The sequence below is a fragment of the Streptomyces sp. JLSY215 genome, from assembly GCF_059682825.1.
In genome coordinates, this window is record NZ_CM185022.1 from 650,316 (window position 1) to 671,075 (window position 20,760).

Annotated in this window: 21 protein-coding genes; 15 read left to right on the forward strand and 6 right to left on the reverse strand. The window is 71.7% G+C overall.

The genetic code is table 11. The features are described from left to right. Positions 1 to 197 precede the first annotated feature (197 nt). Genes AC5677_RS02860 through AC5677_RS02870 form a run of 3 tightly spaced genes read left to right on the forward strand, consistent with a single transcriptional unit; the run spans position 198 to position 3,348 of the window. Complete coding sequence (locus AC5677_RS02860; protein ID WP_497193402.1) at positions 198 to 632, forward strand: hypothetical protein; 435 nt, start codon at positions 198 to 200, stop codon at positions 630 to 632. Beyond that, positions 629 to 2,485 (forward strand): GMC family oxidoreductase, encoded by a 1,857-nt coding sequence (locus tag AC5677_RS02865; protein WP_497193403.1) that lies wholly within the window; start codon positions 629 to 631, stop codon positions 2,483 to 2,485. Before AC5677_RS02860 ends, AC5677_RS02865 begins: the two co-directional genes overlap by 4 nt. Further along, positions 2,482 to 3,348 carry a hypothetical protein gene (locus AC5677_RS02870; protein WP_497193404.1) on the forward strand — a complete coding sequence of 289 codons (867 nt, stop codon included), beginning with the start codon at positions 2,482 to 2,484 and terminating at the stop codon, positions 3,346 to 3,348. Before AC5677_RS02865 ends, AC5677_RS02870 begins: the two co-directional genes overlap by 4 nt. Before the next feature lie 34 nt (positions 3,349 to 3,382). On the opposite strand, the gene AC5677_RS02875 is transcribed toward AC5677_RS02870, so the two are convergent. Both AC5677_RS02875 and AC5677_RS02880 read right to left on the reverse strand, forming a co-directional pair. Beyond that, positions 3,383 to 4,039, reverse strand: a complete 657-nt coding sequence (locus AC5677_RS02875) for a hypothetical protein (RefSeq protein WP_497193405.1) — start codon at positions 4,037 to 4,039, stop codon at positions 3,383 to 3,385. Between the two features lie 49 nt (positions 4,040 to 4,088). Next, entirely contained in the window at positions 4,089 to 4,769 is a 681-nt protein-coding gene (locus AC5677_RS02880; protein WP_497193406.1) for a TetR/AcrR family transcriptional regulator, read from the reverse strand. Positions 4,770 to 4,991: 222 nt separating this feature from the next. On the opposite strand from AC5677_RS02880, the gene AC5677_RS02885 reads away from it, so the two are divergent. From AC5677_RS02885 to AC5677_RS02895, 3 genes are read left to right on the forward strand one after another with little or no spacing between them, the layout of a single operon-like run. Beyond that, positions 4,992 to 5,246 (forward strand): ferredoxin, encoded by a 255-nt coding sequence (locus AC5677_RS02885; RefSeq protein WP_497193407.1) that lies wholly within the window; start codon positions 4,992 to 4,994, stop codon positions 5,244 to 5,246. Then, positions 5,243 to 6,613: an NAD(P)/FAD-dependent oxidoreductase gene (locus AC5677_RS02890; protein WP_497193408.1), complete on the forward strand. Its 1,371-nt coding sequence runs from the start codon at positions 5,243 to 5,245 to the stop codon at positions 6,611 to 6,613. Before AC5677_RS02885 ends, AC5677_RS02890 begins: the two co-directional genes overlap by 4 nt. Positions 6,614 to 6,625: 12 nt before the next feature. Continuing rightward, on the forward strand, positions 6,626 to 7,885 hold the full coding sequence (locus tag AC5677_RS02895; RefSeq protein WP_497193409.1) for a cytochrome P450: 1,260 nt from the start codon (positions 6,626 to 6,628) through the stop codon (positions 7,883 to 7,885). Between the two features lie 265 nt (positions 7,886 to 8,150). Here the strand turns inward: AC5677_RS02895 and AC5677_RS02900 are convergent, their stop codons facing one another. Beyond that, positions 8,151 to 8,447, reverse strand: a complete 297-nt coding sequence (locus AC5677_RS02900; RefSeq protein ID WP_497193410.1) for a hypothetical protein — start codon at positions 8,445 to 8,447, stop codon at positions 8,151 to 8,153. 726 nt (positions 8,448 to 9,173) lie between these two features. Between AC5677_RS02900 and AC5677_RS02905 the strand changes: the two genes are divergently transcribed. Further along, entirely contained in the window at positions 9,174 to 9,368 is a 195-nt protein-coding gene (locus tag AC5677_RS02905; protein WP_497193411.1) for a hypothetical protein, read from the forward strand. Between the two features lie 154 nt (positions 9,369 to 9,522). On the opposite strand, the gene AC5677_RS02910 is transcribed toward AC5677_RS02905, so the two are convergent. Then, a complete protein-coding gene (locus AC5677_RS02910; protein ID WP_497193412.1) occupies positions 9,523 to 10,164 on the reverse strand; it encodes a histidine phosphatase family protein in 642 nt (213 codons plus the stop codon). A 140-nt stretch (positions 10,165 to 10,304) separates the two neighbouring features. Further along, entirely contained in the window at positions 10,305 to 11,297 is a 993-nt protein-coding gene (locus AC5677_RS02915; RefSeq protein ID WP_497193413.1) for a LysR family transcriptional regulator, read from the reverse strand. A 161-nt stretch (positions 11,298 to 11,458) separates the two neighbouring features. Between AC5677_RS02915 and AC5677_RS02920 the strand changes: the two genes are divergently transcribed. Together AC5677_RS02920 and AC5677_RS02925 are read left to right on the forward strand one after the other, a co-directional pair. Further along, positions 11,459 to 12,376: a zinc-binding dehydrogenase gene (locus AC5677_RS02920; RefSeq protein WP_497196488.1), complete on the forward strand. Its 918-nt coding sequence runs from the start codon at positions 11,459 to 11,461 to the stop codon at positions 12,374 to 12,376. A gap of 73 nt (positions 12,377 to 12,449) precedes the next feature. Then, positions 12,450 to 12,887 carry a nuclear transport factor 2 family protein gene (locus AC5677_RS02925; protein ID WP_497193414.1) on the forward strand — a complete coding sequence of 146 codons (438 nt, stop codon included), beginning with the start codon at positions 12,450 to 12,452 and terminating at the stop codon, positions 12,885 to 12,887. A 127-nt stretch (positions 12,888 to 13,014) separates the two neighbouring features. On the opposite strand, the gene AC5677_RS02930 is transcribed toward AC5677_RS02925, so the two are convergent. Continuing rightward, entirely contained in the window at positions 13,015 to 14,469 is a 1,455-nt protein-coding gene (locus tag AC5677_RS02930) for a serine hydrolase domain-containing protein (RefSeq protein ID WP_497193415.1), read from the reverse strand. Positions 14,470 to 14,614: 145 nt separating this feature from the next. Here AC5677_RS02930 and AC5677_RS02935 point away from each other — a divergent pair, with 145 nt between their 5' ends. From AC5677_RS02935 to AC5677_RS02960, 6 genes are all read left to right on the forward strand, one after another. Beyond that, a complete protein-coding gene (locus AC5677_RS02935; RefSeq protein ID WP_497193416.1) occupies positions 14,615 to 15,340 on the forward strand; it encodes a TetR/AcrR family transcriptional regulator in 726 nt (241 codons plus the stop codon). 240 nt (positions 15,341 to 15,580) lie between these two features. Next, positions 15,581 to 16,471, forward strand: coding sequence for an alkaline phosphatase family protein (locus AC5677_RS02940; RefSeq protein ID WP_497193417.1), 891 nt, complete (start codon positions 15,581 to 15,583; stop codon positions 16,469 to 16,471). A 5-nt stretch (positions 16,472 to 16,476) separates the two neighbouring features. After that, positions 16,477 to 17,799 carry an MFS transporter gene (locus AC5677_RS02945; RefSeq protein WP_497193418.1) on the forward strand — a complete coding sequence of 441 codons (1,323 nt, stop codon included), beginning with the start codon at positions 16,477 to 16,479 and terminating at the stop codon, positions 17,797 to 17,799. Positions 17,800 to 17,894: 95 nt separating this feature from the next. Continuing rightward, on the forward strand, positions 17,895 to 18,920 hold the full coding sequence (locus tag AC5677_RS02950) for a TolB family protein (protein ID WP_497193419.1): 1,026 nt from the start codon (positions 17,895 to 17,897) through the stop codon (positions 18,918 to 18,920). Between the two features lie 258 nt (positions 18,921 to 19,178). Next, the gene (locus tag AC5677_RS02955; RefSeq protein ID WP_497193420.1) at positions 19,179 to 19,907 is read left to right on the forward strand and encodes a hypothetical protein; all 729 of its coding nucleotides are present in this window, start codon (positions 19,179 to 19,181) and stop codon (positions 19,905 to 19,907) included. Positions 19,908 to 20,057: 150 nt separating this feature from the next. Continuing rightward, entirely contained in the window at positions 20,058 to 20,714 is a 657-nt protein-coding gene (locus AC5677_RS02960) for a hypothetical protein (protein WP_497193421.1), read from the forward strand. The last annotated feature ends 46 nt before the right edge of the window (positions 20,715 to 20,760 follow it).

Consider the following 20,760-nt stretch of genomic DNA (forward strand, 5'->3'; position numbering starts at 1 on the left):
TCCCTCCACCCGTCGAGGAGACAGGCCCTGGCTGTACCGGAGCCGGCGAAGCCCGTCGCGTGGCCGGCGCATTCAGGGGGATCGGCAAAGCGGTGTGATCAGGCCAATTCGCATGGCCGCGCATGACGGAACCGGCGCCGTGGAATGCACACGAGGGCGCCGGCACGGGCGTGGGGTGAGTACGGGGGGCGTGGGTGGTGACTGCTGACAACTTTCTCCTGCTGTCGGCGCGGCTGACCGGTTTCGACGGCCAGGAGCTGCGGGCGACCGGGTTGGCGGGCGTGTACGAGGCGGTGGTCCTGGAGCGAGCGGGAGCAAAGGCCCTGGACCGGCTCGTCGCGGCCGCGGGTGGCGATGGACCGCCGGGCCTGGCGGACGAGGCGGTGCGGGAGCTGGCGAGGGCCGTCGCGCATCTGTGGTACCTGGGCACCTGGGTCGGGTGCGGGTCGGAGCGTGCGGAGGACGGGGCGTTCGTGGTCTCGCCGCGTGCCTATGCGCAGGGGCTGGTGTGGCGGACGTTCGGCGGGCATGCGCCGGGATCGGTGGCGCAGGGGTTCGCCAGCTGGGCGTCCGCGCCGGCGGCCGGTTCACTCGCCGGTGCGGAGGGCGACGGCCTGGTGGTGCTGCGGTGAGCGCGCCGGACGGGCGCCGGTGGGACGTGATCGTGGTCGGTGCGGGGTTCGCGGGGTCCTTGGTCGCCCATCGGCTGGGGGCGCGCGGCTGGCGGGTCCTCGTTCTGGAGGCCGGGCCCGATGTGGCCGATCCCGCCAAGGGACACCGGGAGGCGGTGGAGGCGTATCACAGCGCGCTGGCCAAGGTCCCCAACTCGCCCTATCCGACCGGCCGTGCGGCGCCGTCCCCCGACGTGCGCGATCTGTCGGGCAGCGCGCAGGGCTCGTTCCGTGCCGAGGGGTACTTCGTACAGCGCGGGCCCCTGCCGTACGCCAGCGGGTATCTGCGGGCCAACGGCGGTACGGGGCTGGCCTGGACGGGGCTGGCCCCGCGCATGCACCCGGAGGACTTCCGGGCCGGGGACTTCGGCCACGGCCGCAACTGGCCGATCGGGTACGAGGATCTGGAGCCCTATTACCGTGCGGCGGAGCACGAGATCGGGGTGGCCGGCGATGTGGACGAGCAGCGCGCGGCCGTGGGCCTGCCGTTCCCGGACGACTACCGGTTCCCCATGCACGCCATTCCGCCCAGCTATCTCGACCGGGTGATGGCGAAGGCGCTGGACGGCCGGTGCGTGCAGGACCCCTCCGAGGCGGGCCCGACCCGGCTGCGCGTCGTCGCCACGCCGCACGCCCGCAACGGCCTCCCCGACGGGGCTGTGGGAGGCCACGACGGTGGCGGGCTGTGCGCGGGCCACGCCAGCTGTGTGCCCATCTGCCCGTCGGGGGCCAAATACACGCCTCTCAGGACTCAGGCCCGATGGGCGCCGACCGTCAGCCTGATCACCCGGGCCGTGGTCACCCGCGTCCTGGTCGGCGGCAATGGACGCGCCACGGGTGTCGAGTACCAGACCTATCAGGACGACGCCGCCGCGGCCCGTTCCCTCGGCGTGCACACCGCCGACGCGGACCTCGTCGTCCTGGCCGCCCATGCGATCGAGAACGCCAAGCTCCTCCTCGCCTCGGGTGCGGCCAACAGCAGCGACCAGGTCGGCCGCAATCTCATGGACCATCCTGTGCTGCTCACCTGGGGTTTGATGCCCCATCAGATCGGTGCCTACCGCGGCCCCGGTTCGACCTCCGGGCTCGAGGGCTTCCGCTTCGGAGCGGCCCGCGCCCGCCGCGCGCCGTTCCGCGTCGAGATCGGTAACTGGGGCTGGAGCTGGGCGGTGGGGCCGCCCGACGCGCGTGTCGCCGCGCTCCTGCGCGACGGAGGACCGGACGGCCGGGGCTTGTTCGGGCCGGAGCTGCGGCGCACGCTCGGCGACCGCATCGGACGCGAGTTCGCCTTCCAGTTCGAGATGGAGCAGGAGGCCGATCCGGAGAACCGGGTCACCATCGACCCCCGCTACCGCGACGCGTACGGCAACTTCCGTCCGGTGATCCACTACGACCTGTCGCCCTACGTCAAACGCGGGATCGTCGCCGCGAAGAAGGTGTCCGATCAGCTCTTCGCCCTTCTCGGGGCCGAGGACCACACCCTCTTCGCACCCGGCCCGGCCTGGCCCGGCTACTTCGCGTACGAAGGCCGTCCCTACGCCTACCGGGCCGCCGGGCACGGCGCCGGCACCCACATCATGGGGGACTCTCCCGCCACCTCCGTCGTCGATGCGTGGCAGCGGTGCTGGGACCACGCCAACCTCTACGCCGTCGGGTGCGGCAGCATGCCCACCGTCGCCACCTCGAACCCCTCGCTGACCATGGCCGCCCTCGCCCTGCGCAGCGCCGAAGAGATGCACCGTGACCTGCTCGCCCGACACAGCGCCGCCGCCGTCCAGGGCGCCGCCGTACCCCAAGGAGCCGACCGCCCGTGAACCCGGACCGGACGCTGTCCCTGCCGCCCGTCCCCGCTCCCTACCAACTGCCCTTCCACTACGGGGCGCTGCACCACATCGGCATCGACTACCTCGTCGACCCCGGCCCGGCCCGCGATCTCCTCGCCGCGCACCACCCCGGCCTGGAGGTGGCCGAGTTCGACGGGCGGGCCTGCCTCTCGCTCAACTACCAGCTCTATTTCGCCCAGTATCCGAACGGCGGTGGGATCACCCAGGAAATCGAGATCAACATCATCGCCCACCCCACAGATGCCGCCGGACGCCTGCCCGCGCTCAGCTACGACGAGTACGCGCGCGGCTTCGACCAGACCAAACTCCTGGGCATCGCCCGGATGCACGTCCTGTGCGACAACCCGCTCGCCATCGACGCCGGCACCAAGCTCTACGCCGAACCCAAGTACCCCGGCTGGTTCGAGACCACCATGCCCTCCCTCAATGGACCGGCTCACCACAAGACCTGGTCGGTGGCCTGCAAGAAGGCGGACTTCACCGCCGACCGCAGCGGTATCGACCGGCGGGACCACACCCTCTTCTCCTTCGAGGCCGACCTGGCCGGCCTGGAGGCGGAGAGCGTCAACAACACCCCGATCACCGGCTACGGCACCGACCCGCAGCACGGCCTGCTCGCCGGACCGATGAACGTCTACCAGCCCTACCGGCACCACCCTCTGGGGCCCACCACGGCCGGAAGCGTCCGCCTCACCGTCGCCGACACCACCAGCGGCGCCGGCCGTCATCTCGCCGACCTCGTCGGCGACACCCCGGCCGCCGCCGTCTGGACCTTTCAGTCGCCGCCCGTGGCCGCCCACAACCGTCCGTACTACCTGCCCGTCAAGGGCTGACCCGGCGCCCGGGTCGGCCCGATGCCGTGCCCGGTCACACCGTCGCGCCGGCCGCACTCCGTTCCCCGGTGGTCCGCGGGGCGGGAGTGATCAGCAGCTTGGTGTGGATCCTGGGCCCCAGGACGGTCACGGTGACGGCGATGGCGGCGGCGGTGAGCACCTGGGCGTCGGCAACATAGGGATCGAGCAGCATCTGGGCCAGCAGCGCGGCGGCGATGAGGCCCAGCTTGGCGAAGATCAACCGGGGCGCCGACAAGGTGGGGCGGGCCGAGGGGTGCACGCCCCTGGCCCGTGCGCGGTGTGCGGCGCGGATCTGCAGCGGGATGGTCAGCAGCACGCAGCCCACGCGGATGCCGAGCGCCGTGCTGTCGTGGGCGGCGTGCGGGTCCATCAGGTGGCTGAGCAGCGCGCTGACGACGAGGGCCGCCGAGACGATGAGGATCCGGGCGGCGATCAGCCGGGCGAGCGCCCCACCGGGACGCTCGGACTCGTACCACGCGGCGGTGAGGCGGCGGTTGGTCCGCAGGAGCAGGGGCGGTATGAGCAGCAGGAGGACGGCGGCGCGCACCGCGTGTGCCCAGGCGGGCTCGTGGGCCTCGCCCAGCCACATGAAGGCGAGGACCGCGCCGGCCACGAAGTAGCCCCTGCGGACGCCTCGGGCGGCTGACTGCCGTTGCGGGTGCGGGGTCATGAGTGCGGCTCCTTGGGGGAGTTGCGGGCGATCCGGGACGCCGTGCGGGTCAGTCCTGGTCGGCGGGGCGGGCCGGTGCGGGGCTCGCGCCGATGCCGCTGAACAGCCAGCGCAGGGCCTGGCCGAAGAGCTCTTCGGGAACGCTGTCCGGGTCGACGCGCCGCAGCCGCACCAGCCCCTGGAACAGCGCCGTCACCACCGTGGCCACGGAGTCGGCGGGGACGTCGGAGGGTGCGCCCAGCTCCGTGAGCCAGGTGCCGATCAGACCTTCCAGCGCCTGGCGCGGTTCCCGCAGGGCACCGGCCATCGTGTCGAGGACGTGGGGGTTGCGCACCGCGTAGAGCCAGAACTCGGCCTGGAGCGGCGCGAAGTCGGCGTCCTTGTCGGCGACGTCCACCAGCAGGCGTCCCAGCTCGGCGGCGGCCTCCCCGGTGCCCGCCTCGTGACGGTCGAGGGTCTGGGCGGCCTCGGCGACGCGGCCCAGACCGCGTTCGGCCATCAGCTCCAGGAAGAGGGCCTCCTTGCCGCCGAAGTTGGAGTACAGCGCGCCGATGGAGAAGCCCGCGGACTCGGCGATCTCCTCCACCGAGGCGCCGGCGAAGCCCTTGCGGGCGAAGACCCGGGCCGCCGCGTCCAGCAGCAGCCGCCGGGTGCGGGCCTTGGCCTCCGCTCGGGTGAGGCGCGGCCGCACGGGTTCGGCACGGTCAGGTTCGTCACGCTCGGTGCTCATGTTGTGCATGCTATTCGGATAGTGAGGACTATGTCAATGCTCGGATAGCGTGTACAGTTCGAATAGTGGCCGCTATTTGAATGGCGAATGCGATCGGGATTCGATCGGGAGGCGATCGGATCTGCGAGGCGGTCGCGAGGCGTGGGGCATCCCCGCCGCCGACCACGGACCGCCCACTTCAGAGCGCCGCCGAACCCCCGCTGACCTGGGAGGAGAGCGAAAATGCCCACCGATTCGCCACCCGTCGAGCTCCGGCTCGTCGTGGATCTGAACCGATGCCAGAGCTACGGACAGTGCGTCTATGCCGCACCGGACGTCTTCCGGTTCCACGGTGAGGAGGCCGTGGAGTACGACTACGCGCCCGATCCGCACAGGCGCCGCGAGGTCGAGCGGGCCGCCGCGGCGTGTCCCGTACAGGCCATCACCCTGGGCAGGGCCACCGAGCCCGCGCCCCCGACCGCGGAGAGTGCGCAGTGAACGGCCCCGAGCGCATCGTCGTGGTTGGGGTCTCCCTGGCCGGGCTGCGCGCCGCCGAGGCGCTGCGCGACGAAGGGTTCGACGGTGAGCTCACGCTCATCGGCGACGAGCCGTACGCGCCCTACGACCGTCCGCCGCTGTCGAAGGCGGTCCTGTCCGGCCGGCTGTCCACCGACCACACCGTGCTGCCCCGGGTGCGCAACATCGACGCCCGGTGGCTGCTCGGCACCCCCGCGAACGGCGTTGACCTGCACGGACGCCGGGTGACGTTGGCCGACGGGCGGGCGGTGCCGTATGACCGGCTGCTGATCGCCACCGGCACCCGGGCCCGGCCCTGGCCCCAGGAGCAGGGCGGCGACCTGCACGGGGTCCATCTGCTGCGGTCCCGCGACGACGCCGACCGGCTGCGCGCGGCACTGGCCGCGGGGCCGGACCGGGTACTGGTGATCGGCGCCGGGTTCACCGGCGGCGAGGTCGCCTCGGTCTGCCGCGACCTGGGCCTCGACGTGACCGTGACGCAGCGCGGCGGCACCCCGTTGGCGGGCGCGCTGGGCGGTGTCATCGGCCGCGCCGCGACCGGCTGGTACCGCGAGGCCGGGGTGGACCTGCGGCTCGGCACCACGGTCCAGGCGCTGGAGGGCGATGCCCACGGCAGGTTGCGGCGCGCGGCCTTGTCCGACGGGACCGTGGTGGAGGCCGAGGTGGCCGTGGTCGCCACCGGTGCCCTCGCCAACGCCGAGTGGCTGACCGGCTCCGGGCTGGCCGCCGACGTCCGCGGGGTGACGTGCGACGACGCCTGCCGGGCCCTGGCCGACGACGGCACACCGATGGCGGACGTCTTCGTCGCCGGTGACATCGCCCGCTGGCCGCACCCGCTCTTCCCCGGGCAGCTCCTGCGCCTGGACCACTGGGACAACGCCGTCGCGCAGGCCCGTACCGCCGCGCACAACATGACCCACGGGTCGCGGGCGCCTCGTACGCATCGCCCCCTGCCGGCGTTCTGGTCCAACCAGTTCGGGGTCAACCTCAAGTGCCTGGGGCTGCCCTCGTCGGCCGATCAGGTCGTCGTCACCCAGGGCTCGCTCGACCAGCGGCGCTTCGTGGCCGCCTACGGTCGGCGCGGCCGCACGGTCGCCGCCGTCGCGGTGGACTCGCCCCGCGTCCTGGACGGCTACGCCGCCCTGATCGAGGCCGGAGCGCCCTTCCCCCCAGAGCTGAACGCCACCGACGGACCGGACCGGCTCGATCCGCTCGACGCCGAGTTCGCCCGGCCTGCCGCGCCCGCACCGGGGCGTCCGTGCACCCCTTCCGTCCCGACTGTCCCGTCCGTCCCGGCCACCCCTGCCGCCCTGGCCGGACACGAGTAAGGGAGCTCCACCATGACTTCCGCCACGACATCCACCACGACCTCCGTCACGACCTCCACCACGCGCCGGCACACGGCCTCGGACCTGTTCGCCCAGGCCCTCCGCCCCGAGCACCGCGCCAACCCCTACCCCCACTACGAGCAGTTGCTCCGGCAGCCGGTCGTACGCATGGACAACGGGACCTGGCTGGTCAGCGGTCACCGCGAGATCAGCCTGCTGCTGCGCGATCCCCGCATCAGCGCCGACCGGCTCCCCCCGGAACACCAGCGGCCGATCCGCAAGAGCCTGCTGGTCGAGGATCCGCCCCGCCACGACCACCTGCGCCACCTGGTCATTCAGCAGTTCGTTCCCCGCGTCATGGGCATGCGCGACCACATCGACGAGCTCGTCACCGGGCTGCTCGACGCGCACACCAGCGAGCGGCCGGGACAGCTGGACGTCGTCGGCGACCTGGCGTACCCCCTGCCCGTCACCGTCATCTGTGAACTGCTCGGCGTGCCCCGCGAGGACGAGTCCCTCTTCGGCAGCCTCGCCCGTCGGCTCACCCGGGGTCTGGACCCCATCGACACCCAGACCGAGGACGAGATCCGCGAACTCCAGCAGGCGCGGACCGAGTTGCAGCAGTACCTCGAAGGGCTCATCACCCGGCATGGCGCCACGCCCGGCGACGACCTGCTCTCCGGCCTGATGGACGGCCAGGGCCCCGGGACCCCCATGGACCCCGTGGACCTTCGCGTCACGCTCGGCCTGCTGCTCATCGCCGGCCACGAGACCACCGTCAACCTCATCGCCAACGGCACCCTCGCGCTGCTGCGCCACCCCGACGCCCTCGCCCGGTTGCGTACCGACCCCGATCTCGCCACTCCGCTCGTGGAGGAGGTGCTGCGCTACGACCCGCCGGTACAGATGTCCGGCCGCAGCACCCTGGCCGAGGTCGACGTCTTTGGCACCACCATCCCCAAGGGCTCGCGCGTCCGCCTGCTCCTCGCCGCCGGCAACCGCGACCCGCGGCGCTTCGCGGACCCGGGCCGATTCCTGCCCGACCGCCCCGACAACGCCCACCTCGGGTTCGGCGGCGGCATCCACTACTGCATCGGCGCCACCCTCGCCCGCGCCGAAGCGCAGATCGCCCTGACGGCGCTCGCCCGCCGTCTGGAGTCCCCCCGCCTGGTCGCCGATCCCCCGCCCTACCGGGAGAACGCCATCCTGCGCGGCCCGGAGTACCTCCCGGTCTCCTTCACCCGCCTCCTGCCCGATGCCGGAGGGGCCTGACTTGGACGCGGTTGGGGTGGGGCCGTCCTGTCGTCCGGGGTAGCGCCCTTCCGGTTCCTCGGCCAGGGACCGCAGCCGATGGACGGTCCCGACCGGGCCGACCGCCCGCAACGGCGGAAAGGCAGGTGGTTCATCGCCGTTGGACCATTGCCCCTCGACGATCAGGTCGGGCCCGGTGACCGACCTCCCTCGTTCCTGAGCCTCCGGCACCGCGTCGGCTGCCGGCTTGTGCGCAGAGAGGTTCGCAGTTGTTCTCCGGCTCGGACTATGGCGCGCACAGCGTGTTGAGGTTGTTGATCTCGCGCTTCAGCGCCTCGGTGCCGGGGCCGCCGTAGGGGTGGCTGTTCACGAAGTTCTGTGCGGCATCGCGTACGGACTGCCAGGTGTCGGCGCCGGTCGGGGCGCCGGCCTGCTGGAGAAGCTGCTTGGTCCGCGTCACCGCTTGACCGCACGTCTCGGCCTCCAGCGCCGGGGCGGCCAGCGCCGTGGGGGCGACGGAGGCCAGGGTGGCGAGCGCGATAGCGCTCGTGATGGCGGAGATTCCGAGCCTGCGAAGATTCATTCGTTCTGCCTTTCGGTGGGAGTGGGCATCGGATTCGCGGCGGCTCGCGCCTGGCCTGTCGGGGACACGACGGAAGAGCGGCCTGCCGGTCAGTTGAGTCGCACCCTGCATGTGCCCGGCCTGCCTGGCCGCCGACGCAGCTGTCGGGCAGGCGTGGTGTGCACCGTGGCCGGCTGCGTCACGGATTCACGTTAAGGACGTCACGGGCCGTGCGTCCAACGAAACTTCCGCACATGCCGTATGCGTCATTCGCATGCCTTGTCGCACAGGAAGCGGCGTCACCGCTCCGACGGGGCAACGCAATTCGAGGAGGGGCGTGCGGCGGAAGTCGGCCGCGCCCGCTTCAGGAGCCGAACACTCCCAAGGCCGGATCGCGGCCCGGCCCTGCGTCCTGTAGGCCCACAACCGCAGGTCTCGGCGGATCGCACCGACCCACCCGGATGATCAACTGGCCTTTGCTGCACAAGACTTGACGGCATGTTCTGTCCGGGAGCTACAAAAGACACCCCTCGACATGGGCGGGAACCGCACAAACATTGCAGACCGCCAGCGCGGCAACATGGGTTCACGAGATGCAGACAGCTGAGCCGCGCATCCAGCCCGCGCCGACGTGCCCTGCCCACTCGTAAGAGGGGAGCCCCGTCAGGTCCGACCAGGTTCCTAGGCCACGTCGGAAGGGCTCCCCTCGCTGACCCCGCGCCATCAGAGCCGATGACTGGAGCCGTCATGCAGGATAAGGGGAACCTCAGCACCACCGGAACCACCGTGCCCGAAGTGGTCAAGACCACCCGGCTCAAGCGCATAGCCCGCTGGGCCAGGCGCCGCCGCAACGTCGCCGCCACCAGCCTCCTCCGAGGCGTCGCCTACGGAGTCGGCGCCGGCGGAATCGGCCTGATCGTCTGGTGGATCGAAAATCACTGAGACCGGCCACCGGGGTCCCAGCATCAGCCAGATGCTGGGGCCCTTTTCGCGTTGAAGAGCGTTGAAGAGTGTTGAAGAGCAAGGGCACCCCGTAGTTCCGTCATGGGGCCATGCCCCCAAAGGCGACGGGCCGTCGAGCCGGGCCAGGTGGAAATCAGTCGGCTTGCGTGGAGTCGAGATGGCGGGTGTCGCCGAGGCTGACGACCTGGCGATTGTGGAAGAAGTCGTCTTCGCGCAGGGTGGTGATGCTGCCGGAGGGTGCAGGGAAACTTGCATAGCCGACCGATTCGATCGGCATCTTGAGCCAGGACGTCACCACGAAGGTCAGAGAACCGCCGTGCGTCACGATGATCTGGTGCTCGCACGGACTGTGCAGGATTTCGTCCATCGCCGCATAGATGCGCTGCGCCCATGCCGCCTTGGTCTCGGCGCCGGCCACACCCTCGTCGTGCTCCAGCCGTTCCCCGACAGCCGGCGGTGGGACAAACCGCCGGTCAAGCCACTCCTGCGGCCTTCCCCCGGCCTCTCCGTAGGACTTCTCGCGCAGCCTGCGGTCAAGGGTCGGTTTCACGCCGAACAGCTCGGCAACCTCCTCGGACGTCCGGCGGGTGCGTTGCAGATCCGACGAGAACAGCTCCACCTCGGCGCCGTCCGGGACCTGGGCCCGCAGCGCCTTGGCAATGGAGGCCGCCGCGCGGACGCCGGCGGGCGTCAGCCGCGAGTCGTGCCATCCGCCGACGACTCCCTCGACGTGGTGCGTTGCCTCCGGGTGGGTGACAACGTAAAGAGTGCGCATGGGTGTTGTGCCCTCTCTGTGGGTGGCTTCCCGGCTGCCGGGCCGAGTCCAGAGCCAAGTCCTGAGCCAAGTCCTGAGCCTTCCGCGCGGTCCGGCACCTCACGCCGTGCCTGCACTCGATTTTCCGCGTCGGCGAGGCGTCACCAGGCCGCCCCCGGAGCCGTGGTCCGCTGCGTGCCAGGGCGTGCAGCCGCGAGCTTCGCGTGGTCGGTGTCGGGGAGCCAGTCGCGCTGGGGGATGTAGTCCAGCCAGCGCCGGGCGCGGCCGGTCTCGGTGAAGCCGCGCAGCAGGGTGTCGAGTTGCGGGTGGCGGGCGGACTCGCGCCAGGCCAGCGACCAGGCGTACAGCGGGGTCGGTTCGACGAGGGGGATGGCGCGCAGGCCCGCGTGATCGGGGAGCGGTGCGTCGGCGGGGAAGAGGGTGAAGCTTCCGCCGTCGCCGCGGAGGTGCTGAACGAGGTGGTCCAGGCCCAGGTTGGGGCCGTCCTGCCGCCGGGCGAGGGCGAAGTGGTCGGCGAAGCGGCGGAGGAAGTCCAGGCGGGTCAGCTCGGCGGGGCACCACAGGGTGCTGTCGCGCAGATCGGCCGGGCGCAGCGCGTCCGCGCCGGCCAGCGGATGGGACGGGCCGACCAGTGCATCGACGGGTTCGAGCCGCACCAGCCGCTGGGTGAGGCCCGCGTCGCGGCCGCCGGGCAGCGGGTGCACCCGGCCGAGGCCCAGGTCGGTGTCGCCGCGCAGCAGCGCCTGTGCGACCGCGGGCCAGTCGCGCCCCGGGCCGGGCTCCAGCCGTACCGGCCCGAGGGCCTGCGCGGCCTGGGCGACGGTGCGCATCGGCGCGTAGAGATGCCCCCAGGTGTCGATCCGTACGGCCGAACCGGTGCCGCACACGGCCGCGATGGCGCGCTCGCCCGCGGTCAGCGCCTCGTGCGCGGCCGGCAGGAACCGTTCGCCCGCGTCGGTCAGCCGGATGCCGCCCTCGCGCTCGAACAGCCGGACGGCCAGCAGCGCCTCCAGCCGCGCGATGCGCTTGGACAGCGCCTGCTGACTGGTGTTCAGCTCCCCGGCCGCCCGTCCGAAATGCAGCGTTCCGGCGGTCGTGGTGAAGGCGCGGACCAGGGCGAGGTCGAGATCCATGCCGCTGACCTTATGCGACAACCGCACGTTGTCGGCCGGGCGGCTTCGTTGTTGGCCGGGCCGGCCCGCCGACCGGTCTGATGGTCCTCGACGCCACACCGGGCGCCGCACCGGGGACGGCCCCGGAGAACACCGAGGAGAACGACGATGGGGGAACCACGATGAAGGCCCTGATACCGACCGGGGATCCCGCCGAACCGGTCGTGCTAGCCGAGGTGCCCGAGCCGGTGCCGCGCCCTCATGAGGCGCTGGTGAAGGTCGAGGCGTTCTCGGTCAACCGGGGCGAGACGTTCAAGCTGGAACGGCCCGTGCCGGGCGAGCGGCCCGGTAAGGACATCGCGGGGCTGGTGGTACAGCCGGCCGCCGACGGCAGCGGACCGTCCGGGATCACTCGGGTCGTGGGCCACCCCATGGCGGGCGGCTGGGCGGAGTACGCGGCGGTGCCGACGGACGCCCTCGCGGTGCTGCCGGACGGTGTCTCCACGCTCGAGGGCGCGGCACTGCCGCTGGCCGGGCTCACCGCGTTGCGGCTGCTGCGGGTCGCCGGGCCCCTGGTCGGCCGGCGCGTCCTGCTGACCGGTGCGTCCGGCGGCGTGGGCCATTACGTGACCGAGCTCGCCGCCGCGGCGGGGGCGCGGGTCACGGCCGTGACCCGGGACGCCGAACGCGGCGCCCGGCTGGCCGGGCTCGGCGCCGAGGTCGTCCACGACGTCGCCGACGCCCATGGCCCGTACGACGTCGTACTGGAGTCGACCGGCGGCCGGGCCCTCCCGCTCGCTCTGGCGCGGCTCGCCGGGCGCGGCACGCTCGTCTGGTTCGGCCAGGCCAGCCGCACGCCCGTCACGCTCGACTTCTTCGACTTCTTCAGCGGCCCCGAGTCGGCCGTCATCCGCCACTTCCACTACCTGGACGCGGACTCCCGCCTCGACGACGACCTGGCGGCGCTGGTCCGGCTGACCGACGAGGGCCGTCTGCACCCGGAGATCGGCCGCGTCACGGACTGGGCCGACACCGCGACCACCCTCACCGACCTGCGCGACCGCCGCATCCGCGGCAAGGCCGTCCTCACGCTGTCCTGAACCCCGAACCCCGAACCGCCCGAACCCCGTTCCCCCACCGCGAACTCCGCACAGCAACCCAAGGAGCATGACCATGAGCATCACCACCGACCCCCGGACCGTCGTCATCCGCTACGTCGAGGCCGTGCGCGACGGCGACGCCGAGGTCATCCACGACAGCTTCGCCGAGGACGCGACCTGGCACTACCCGGGCAGCCTGCCGGTCTCCAAGGTGTGGCACGGCCGCGACGCGATCATCAACGACTTCCTCGGCGGGATGGGGCCCGCCTTCGTCCCCGGCAGCCTGGAGATAGCTCTGGTCAGCACCGTGGCCGAGAACGACCGCGTGGTAGCGGAATGGACCTCCAAGGCCACCACCGTGCACGGCAGCCGCTACGACAACCGCTGCCTCGGCATCTTCACGGTTCGCGACGGCAAGATCACCTCCGTCATCGAATACGCCGACACCCACCACGTCGCCGCCACTCTCTTCCCGGACCACGACGCTCCCCGGCCCGCCGGCGAGGAGTGAGCCGCGACGAAGAAGCCGCTGCCGGGCGGTTGATCACTACCGCCCGGCAGACAGCCTGCCCCCCTTGGCCGTACGCCAGGGCCGTGCGCCTGGGCCGTACGGTCGGACTTCGCGTGGCGCCGCCGCGCTAGGCGACCTTGGGCCCGCAGCGCATGCCGACATACACGCACCCCGTACCGTCCTGCAGCGTGGAGAAGACCACGGGCATGTAGTCCTCGCTGAACGCCGCGCCCACCCCCGTACCGGCGAAGACCGTCTCCGTCACCGGCAGCAGGTCGATCTGAAGGGGCTCGGAGAAGTCCTTCATGCCGTCGACGAACTCGTACACCATGTGCCCCGCACCGTCCCGCTCGGTCACGGTGATGACCACGCCCGCGCGCCGGTAGGTGCCGACGAGCGGCGCGAAGTCGACCACGGGCGGCTGGGCCGGCGGGGCGAAGGGCTCCGGCATCGTCACCCCGGCCAGCTCGGCCAGGAGTTCGCGATAGAGCGCCGCGTACACCTCACGCGCACCGCCGCCGTTGGTGAGCAGTGCGACCGCGACGCCCGCCGACGGCACCACGCGCAGGTATCCGTACTGCCCGATGGAGGCGCCGTCGTGGCCGTAGCCCCGGATGCCGTTCCAGTCGTACAGGGTCCAGCCCAGGCCCCAACCGTCCGAGCTGACCGTCCACTTGTCGGGGCAGTCGACCACGCGTTGCTGCATCAGCGCGACCGTCTCCTCGGAGAGCACCCGGGTCCCGTCCTCCGCCACACCGCCGTTGAGGTGCATCCGCGCGACCCGCGCGAGGTCCCCGGCCGTCGCGATGACCCTGCCGTACGGGCCCGCCGAGCGCGGCATCAGGTCCCAGGACGGCGCCGGGTCCGGGTCCTGGCCCGGCTCGCCCAGATGACTCATCGCCGCGCGGAACCGCAGTGCCTCTTCGGGCAGCGTCATGGTGTGTGTGAGGCCGAGCGGGGTCAGGAGCAGGTCCTTCAGCGCCTCGTCCCAGACCTTGCCGGTCAGTACCTCGATGATGCGGCCGAGCAGGTTGTACCCGATGCCGCTGTACGAGATCGCCTCGCCGGGCGGGCAGTCGAGCGCCACGTCCTTCGCGGCCTCGACGTACTTGGCGAGACAGTCGTCGCCGCGCCCGCTGTCGTAGGTGAAGTCGCAGGTGAGGCCGCTGGTGTGGCTGAGCAGCTGGCGCGTGGTGATCACCTTGGCCACCTCGGGGTCGGCGAGTGTGAACTCCGGCAGTACGTCCACGACCGGTGCGTCCAGGTCCAGTTGGCCCGAGTCGGCGAGCTGCATGATCAGGGTGGCGGTGTAGATCTTGGCGATCGAGCCCATCTGGAAGACCGAGTCGGTCGTCGCCGTCACGCCCGTACCGCGGTGCAGCACCCCGCTGGCCAGCTCGTGCACCGTTCCGTCCACGAGGATCGCAAGGGACGCTGCCGGGACGTGGTGCCGGACGCGCAGCTCGTCGAGACGGGCCTGCCAGTGGGCGAGGTCCAGCTTCCGGCCCGCCGAGTCCCGACTCCCCCATTCACCCTTGGCACCCCAGTTGCCCTGCTCATCCCAGCTCACGTTCTTCGACATGCCTGACTCCCCACCCGATGCGTACGGCGTTCTCTCGATGCGAACACTGTACGCACACGAGAACGGTGTACGCAAGGCGCGTACAGCGTGCGCTAGCGTGGGGGAGGAACAGCGGAACAGCGGAACGAGCAGGGATGAGGGCCGTATGCCAGCCGACAAGAAGCCGACCGCATCGGTGTGGACCCGACCGCGCCCCCAGCAGCGGGAACAGCTGACCCGCGAGCAGATCGTGGCCGCGGCGATCGAACTGCTGGACGCGGAGGGCATCGAGGCGCTCAGCATGCGCAAGCTCGGCACCCGCCTGGACGCCGCGGCCACCTCCCTCTACCGGCATGTGGCCAACAAGGACGAGCTGATCGAGCTGGTCGTGGACGAGGTCTACGGCGAGCCCGGGATGCCGGCCACCGCCGACGGGAAGCAGTGGCGGGCGACCGTCACCCACACCGCCAACGAGCTGCGGGCGATGGTCCTGCGCCACCCGTGGATCGCCCCCGAGCTGGGCCAGGTGGGCCTCGTCCACATCGGCCCGAATGCGCTGCGGATGTCGTCGGGGCTGCTCGCGCAGTTCGAGGCGGCGGGCTTTCCGGCGGACGAGATGGACCAGGCGATGGGAACGCTGATGGCGTACGTCATCGGGACGGCGATCCCCGAGGCCGCCTACCTCTCGCAGATCGCCCGCAGCGGCAAGACCGAACGGGAATGGGTGGCGGAGCTGCGGCCGGCCTTCGTCGAGGCGTCCCAGGAGCACCCGCGGCTGCGCCAGGGAAGCTCCGCCCAGGAGGACGCGGACCCGCAGCGGATCCGCGACGACTCCTTCACGTACGGGCTCGACCGGGTCCTCGACGGGCTGGCGGCCCGGCTCGACGCCTGAGGGAACGCCTCACCGGCGGACAACCACCGAGCGCGGCGAGGAGTTCCGTCGCGCCGGGTACCGGCCCTGCGGCGCGGGAAGGGGATCTGTATGAATTCTCCTCCCCGTGCGGCCGGCCGAGGCGGAACCATCATTCGCCTTTTCTTCATGTGACGGGTCCGGCCGGGGGTGTTCGGCCACTTCTAAGGTTGCGCCCGCGCCGCCCCCCGACCGCTCGTCGCTTCTGTCCGGAGGACAGTCATGACCGCACTGCAGGCACCCCAGCGCCGACGACGTACCCGCACCACACTGGCCGGGGCCATGGCCCTCGCCATCACGTCGATCGGGCTGTGGGCCACCACCGGATCCACCGCCTCGGCCGTGGGGCTGCCGGCGCCGGACCATGTGGTGGTCGTGGTGATGGAAAACCACGCCTACTCCCAGGTGATCGGCAGCTCCAGCGCCCCGTACCTCAACAACACCCTCAAGGCCGGTGGCGCCAACCTCACCCAGTCCTTCGGCCTCACCCACCCCAGTGAGCCGAACTACTACCAGCTGTTCTCGGGCTCCAACCAGGGCCGCACCGACGACAGCTGCGTCCCCGTCGGATCCCTCAACGCGCCGAACCTCGGCTCCGAGCTGATCGCCGCCGGCAAGTCCTGGGCCAGCTACAACGAGGGGCTGCCCAGCCAGGGTTCGACCGTCTGCAGCAGCGGCCAGTACGCGCAGAAGCACAACCCGTGGTTCGGCTTCTCGAACGTGCCGACCAGCACCGCGAAGACCATGACGCAGTTCCCGACGGACTACACCACCCTCCCCAAGGTCTCCTTCGTCGTGCCGAACCTGTGCAACGACATGCACGACTGCTCGGTCTCCACGGGCGACTCCTGGATCCAGAACAAGCTGGGTGCGTACGCGACGTGGGCGAAGACCCACAACAGCATCCTGGCCGTCACCTTCGACGAGGACAACAAGCAGTCGGGCAACCGCATCCCCACGCTCCTGTACGGCGAGCACGTCGCCCCCGGCAGCTCCAGCGCCACCACCTACAACCACTACAACATGCTCCGCACCCTTGAGGACCTGGCCGGTCTGAGCACGCACGCCGGCAACGCCGCCACCGCCTCCGACATCACCGGCATCTGGAACTGACGCCCGTGTATCTCGCGGACTCCCGCAGCACCAAGCCCGTCGCCGCCCCGGACACCCGTCCGGGGCGGCGGCCCGCCGTACCCGGCACCGTCCTGGCCCTCGGTGCGGTCAGCCTGATCACCGACATCTCCTCGGAGATGGTCACCGCCGTCCTGCCGCTGTACGTCGTCGCGACCCTCGGCCTCTCGCCCCTCGGCTTCGGCCTGCTGGACGGCATCAACAACGGCGTCGGCGCGCTGGTCCGGCTGGCCGGCGGCCACCTCGCGGACCGGGGCGGCGGGCGGCACAAGGTGGTGGCAGGGGTCGGATACGGACTGTCCGCCCTGTGCAAACCGCTGCTGCTGCTCGCGCACGGCCTCCCCGCGATCGGCGCCGTCCTCGCGGCCGACCGCACCGGCAAGGGTCTGCGCACCGCGCCCCGGGACGCGATGATCTCGCTGGCCACCCGGCCCGAACACCGCGGCAGGGCGTTCGGCGTGCACCGCGCCATGGACACCACCGGCGCCGTGCTCGGCCCGCTGGCGGCCTTCGCCGTGCTCCGGGCCACGGTCGACGGCTACGACGCGGTCTTCGCGGTCAGCGGCTGCGTCGCCGCACTCGGGGTCCTCGTCCTGGTCCTCTTCGTGCCGCGCAGGATCACCCCCGGGACCGCCCCGCCGACCCCTGCCCCTTCCACGGCCGCCGCTCCCAGCACCGCGCACTCCCCCGCCCGCCCCATGCTGCGCGACGCGCTCGCGCTGCTGCGCCGCCGCCGGCTCCGCCGGCTCACGCTCTGCGCCGCGCTGCTCGGACTCACCACCGTCAGCGACTCCTTCCTCTATCTGCTCCTCCAGCGCGAGCTGCGCCTGCCCGCCCACCTCTTCCCGCTGCTGCCGCTCGGCACGGCCGCCGTCTTCCTGCTGCTCGCGGTCCCGCTGGGCGCGCTCGCGGACCGGATCGGCCGTCCCCGGCTCTTCCTGGCGGGGCACGGCGTCCTGCTGCTCGGCTACGGCCTGGTGCTCGCGCCCGTACGCGGTGCCCCGGTCGCGGTCGCCGTCGCCGTCCTGGTGCTGCACGGCGCCTTCTACGCGGCGACCGACGGGGTCCTCGCGGCGGCCACCGCCGACGCCGTCCCGGCCGAACACCAGGGGGCCGGGCAGGCGCTGGTGGGTACCGGTCAGGCGCTGGCCCGGTTCCTGTGCTCACTCGCCTTCGGCGCCGCCTGGAGCCTGTGGGGCGGGCGCAGCGCGCTCGCCGTCACCGCCGCCGCGCTGGCGGTCAGCGCGGTCGTCGCGTCGGCCGCTCTCCGTACGGCCGGAAGCGCCACGGCCGGCGAAGCATCGCCGTGACCCGTCGGCTCCGGCCTCCCTTCCCTCCCTCCCCTCCCCTCCCCTCCCCTCCCCTCCCGACGACGTATCCGCCCGTGAGACCGATGAGGTGCCGTATGACCAGAACCGCCCGCCTCGCGATCCTGCTCGTCGCCGTCCTGCTGCTGGCATCGGTCGGCACCGCGGCGGTGCTGCGCGCCGCCGAACGGTCCGGCGAGCGCGACCAGGAGCAGGCGGGCGGCCCGCCCGTCCGGACCGGCACCGTCTCGCTCAGGACGGCCGCCACCGGCCGTCAGCTGCTCGTCCGCAACCTGGCCTGGGGCCCGCACCGCGACGAGATCGCCACCGTGGCCGCCGACCGGCCGGACGGGCCGCGCACCGTGTCCGGCGTCAAGTGCCTGCGCTTCCATGCGGCCGCCGGTACCGGCATCTGTCTGCAGGCCGTGCACCACGCCTTGGACGACACCTACCGGGCCGTCGTGCTCGACTCCCACCTGCGCGAACGGCGTCACTTCCCGGCGGCCGGCATCCCGACCCGCGCCCGCGTCGCGCCCTCCGGTCACCTCGTCGCGTGGACGGTGTTCGTCAGCGGGGACTCCTACGCGGGGACGAAGTTCTCCACCCGCACCGCCATCGTCGACACCCGCACCTGGGCGATCGACGACAACCTGGAGACCTTCGCCGTCACCAAGAACGGCCGGCCGTACCGCGCCTCCGACATCAACATCTGGGGCGTCACCTTCGCCGACGACAACCGCTTCTACGCCACCCTGGCGACCGGGGGCCAGACCTACCTCGTCCGCGGCGATATCGCCGCCCGCACCCTCACCACCCTGCACCGGAACGTCGAGTGCCCCTCGCTCTCCCCCGACGGCACCCGGATCGCCTACAAAAAGCGCGCCCAGGGAGCCTCGCCCGATGCCCCCTGGCGGCTGTACGTACTCGATCTCCGGACCATGACCGAGACCCCCACCGCCGAGCGGCGCAACATCGACGACCAGGCGCTGTGGGCCGACGGCTCCACCCTCGTCTACGCCCTCCCCGGCGACTACGGCTCGGATCTGTGGACCGTCCCGGCCGATGGGAGCGGGACGGCCCGGCGGCTGATGGTCTCGGCCCTCGCTCCGGCGTATCTGCCCTGATGAGCCCCGGTCCCGCTCGCCGGGCCGCCGCTCCCGCGTGATGCTTGCCATAGGAAATTCTCGAGATCCAAGGGCAACTGCCCGGTTTCGCCAAAATCTTCCCCTGCGGTTCCCCGGCCGCCGGTCGTCGTCCGGCGGCGGATCGCTGGGCGACGCGGCCGCACGGCCTTACGATCAGCGCCTGCCGCACCGCGCACCCCCATACCGCGACGGCCTTTCGTCTCCCTTTCCTTCATTTTTGATCCAGAAGAAGGCTTCATGAAGCTTCGTCGTGCCTTGGTGACGGTTGCCGCGACCGCCATGCTCCCGCTCGCCCTCACCGCCTGCTCCGGCGGTTCCTCCAAGGACGCGTCCGCACCGTCCGCCGGTTCGAAGGCCGCCTCGGCAGCGGACGCCAAGGAATCCCACCTCCTCAACGGCCCCAAGCTGAAGTCCCTGCTGCTGCCGGCCTCGGCGCTGCCCAAGGGCTACAAGGCCGACCCGGAGGCCACCCGCGACTCGGGGAACGCCCTTGCCGCTCCCTCGCCGAAGAAGGCCGTCAACCTGGCGAAGGTCTGCCCGAAGCTGGAGGCCAGCGCCTGGATCCAGACCACCGGCATCGAGGGCGCCGCCTTCGCCCAGGCCGACTTCACCAACTCCTCCCAGGAGGAGTTCAACGAGGAAGCCGACAGCTTCCGGGGCAATGACGCGGAACTGGTGATGAAGCGCCTGGCGCTGGTCTTCCAGAGCTGCGCGCACTTCAAGGACACCTCCAACGGCACCACCGCCTCGGTGACGGTCAAGTCCGCGGTGGTGCCGAAGGTGGGCGACCAGACCCTCAAGGCCACCCTCTCCGCGCCGGAGTGGGAGGGCGGCACCACGCTGGTGGCGACCCGGGTCAAGAACGTCGTCATCACCACCTTCTACAACGTCCAGTCCAAGGACATGGGCGCCGCCGGCCTCGACCTGACGAAGAAGATCGCGGCGCAGGTACCGGACGCGAAGTAGCCGGTCAGGGCCTTCTGCCGTCGGGCGTGGACCGCGATGTCCGCACCCGGCGGCCGGAGGCCCTCATGGCAAGGCACGACGGTTCGGCGAGTGGTGACAAGTCCGCAAAAACGGCCACCGCGGCGCTCCCCTCCTGGCAGAGTCACCGTCATGTCGATCTCCATACGCCGGCGGCGCAGATCCCGCGCCGCCGCCGTCCTCCTCCTGGGTGCCGTCCTCTCGGTGACCGCCTGTGGCCGGCCGCGCAGCACGGTGACCGCGGCCGACGCGCCGAGCGCACCGCCCGGCGCCAGTTCCGGTCCGAGCCCCGGCACCGGTTCCGGTCCCAGTGCCAGTTCCAGCCGCGGTCCCGGTTCCTCCGGGGCCTCCCCCTACGTGGAGCCCGGAGCCGGTGACGGCGCCCCGCACTACCAGGACAACAACGCCCACCGTCGCCCCGGCGAGATGTCGCCCGCCGACGCGAAGGACGCACAGCGGGAAGCCGACCGCATCGAGCCCGTACTCAAGCGGCTCTGGAAACAGCGGACGTGGGATCCCAAGAGCGTCCGCGCGGCGCTGCACGCGCTCGGGTACGAGGACGAGCGGACCGGCCCCAAGGGTGAGCGACTGGGCGGAAAGCTCTCCGTACGCGGGATGGAGCCGCGCTTCGAGGGCACCGATTACGTCACGCCCGAGGGCAGCCGCGTCGGCCTGCGGGTGCACGACGACGCCTGCGTCACGGCGTTCGTCCAGAAGACCAACTACGAGGTGACGACCAACGGGCCGTACATGGAGAGCGGCTGTTTCGAACCACCGTTCGGCCACTGACGAGCCGTGCAGCCGTGTGATGACCGCCACGAGAGAGACGGAAAGA